This is a genomic window from Streptomyces sp. NPDC052107 (assembly GCF_040680215.1).
Taxonomy (GTDB): Bacteria; Actinomycetota; Actinomycetes; order Streptomycetales; family Streptomycetaceae; genus Streptomyces.
The window spans coordinates 1-1,813 of sequence record NZ_JBFAWG010000257.1 but is presented as its reverse complement, the minus strand read 5'-3'; the positions used below and the strand labels follow the sequence as shown (position 1 = coordinate 1,813).

At 67.2% G+C, this 1,813-nt stretch carries 1 protein-coding gene; it reads left to right on the top strand.

Features of this window, described 5'->3' with window-relative positions:
• The first annotated feature begins 93 nt into the window (after positions 1-93).
• Complete coding sequence (locus tag AB0M27_RS47585) at positions 94-1,800, top strand: IS1634 family transposase (protein WP_365732434.1); 1,707 nt, start codon at positions 94-96, stop codon at positions 1,798-1,800.
• Positions 1,801-1,813: the final 13 nt, after the last annotated feature.

Genomic DNA, 1,813 nt, shown 5'->3' with positions numbered 1-1,813 from the left:
GTCGTTCCACGGCTCGGAAGTGCCTAGAGACGCGATTTTCGTAATTCTCCTGCGCTGGCCTGGGCACGGCTCATAGGGTCTGGAGTCGTGTACGTGAAGACGACGAAGCGGGAGAACAAGTCCGGCACAGTCCGGTACCTGCACCTGGCCCACAACGAGTGGGACCCGGCCAAGGGCCGGGCAGTGCCGAAGGTGCTGTTCACCTTCGGGCGCGAGGACCAGCTCGACCGTGATGCGGTCAAGCGCCTGGTCGCGTCTCTATCGAGGCTGCTGGAGCCGGGTGACGCGCTGGCCGCGACGGCCGCCCGCGACTTGGAGTTCGTCTCCTCGGTGCCGTTCGGTGGCACCTACGTGCTCGACCGCCTGTGGCACCGGCTGAGGATCGACCAGATCGTGGGCCGGGTCGGGCAGCCCAAGCGGGGCCGACGCCGGGACATGACCGTCACCGAGCGGGTTCTGTTCGCCCTGGTCGCCAACCGGGCACTGGCACCGTCGTCCAAGCTGGCCGCCGCCGACTGGATCACCCACGACGCGCACATCGACGGGCTGGCCGAGATCGGCGAACAGCCCTGCTACCGGGCGATGGACTGGCTCCACGAGGTCAAGGACGACCTGGAGAAGCAGGTGTTCGACGAGGTCGCGAACCTGCTGAACCTGGAAGTGGACCTGCTGTTCTTCGATACCACCAGCACCTACTTCGAACTGGAGGAGCCCGACGAGCCCGTCGCACGCGACAACGCCGGCCGACCGCTCGGCGACGGGCCGGGGGACGGCGACGCGGCCAAGGCCGGGTTCCGCACCTATGGCAAGTCCAAGGACTCCCGCGACGACCTGCCGCAGATCGTCATCGGCATGGCCGTCACGAGGGACGGCATCCCGGTCCGCTGCTGGTGCTGGCCCGGCAATGCCTCCGACCAGACGGTGATCCGGCAGGTCAAGGACGACATGCGGGACTGGACCCTCAGCAAGATCGTATGGGTGACGGACCGCGGCTTCTCCAGCGCTGAGAACCGCCGCTACCTGCGAAGCGGCGACCACGCCTACATCATCGGCGAGAAGCTCCGCTCCGGATCCCCCGAGGTCAAGGCCGCCCTGTCCCGACAGGGTCGCTACACCGAGATCGCCGAGAACATGCGCGTCAAGGAGGTCCGGATCAGCGACACCGACCGGTTCGTGATCTGCCACAACCCCGAGGCCGCCGAGCGCGACCAGCACATGCGCGAGCAACTCGTCGCCCAACTCACCGAGTTGATCGCCGATACCGACAAGCTCAGCGACTTCAAGCGCGGCGAACTACGCGGAAAGATCGCCGACAAGCCCGGACTGAACCGCTACCTGCGCGCCACCCCCGCCGGCAAGCTCCGCATCGACACCGCCAAGATCAAGGCGGAGGAGAACCTCGACGGCAAGTACCTCCTGCGCTGCTCAGACCCCCACCTGAGCACCGAGGACATCGCGCTCGGCTACAAGCAACTCCTGGAAGTCGAGCGCGGCTGGCGCGACATGAAGCAGATCATCGACCTGCGGCCCGTCTACCACCGCCTCGAAGAACGCATCCGCGCCCACGTCGTCCTGTGCTGGCTCGCCCTCCTCCTCATCCGCATCATCGAGACCCAGGCCGACACGACCTGGCCCCAGGCCCGCCGCGAGCTCCAACGCCTCCACGCCGGGACCTTCACCGGCCCTACCGGCACGTTCCAGCAGGTCACCGGCCTGACCAAGCCGCAAGCCGACCTGCTCGCCAAGCTCGACATCCCCCACCCCAAGCAGGTCCTCGACCTCCAGGCCACATCTCGCTGACCAGCCGAAACGC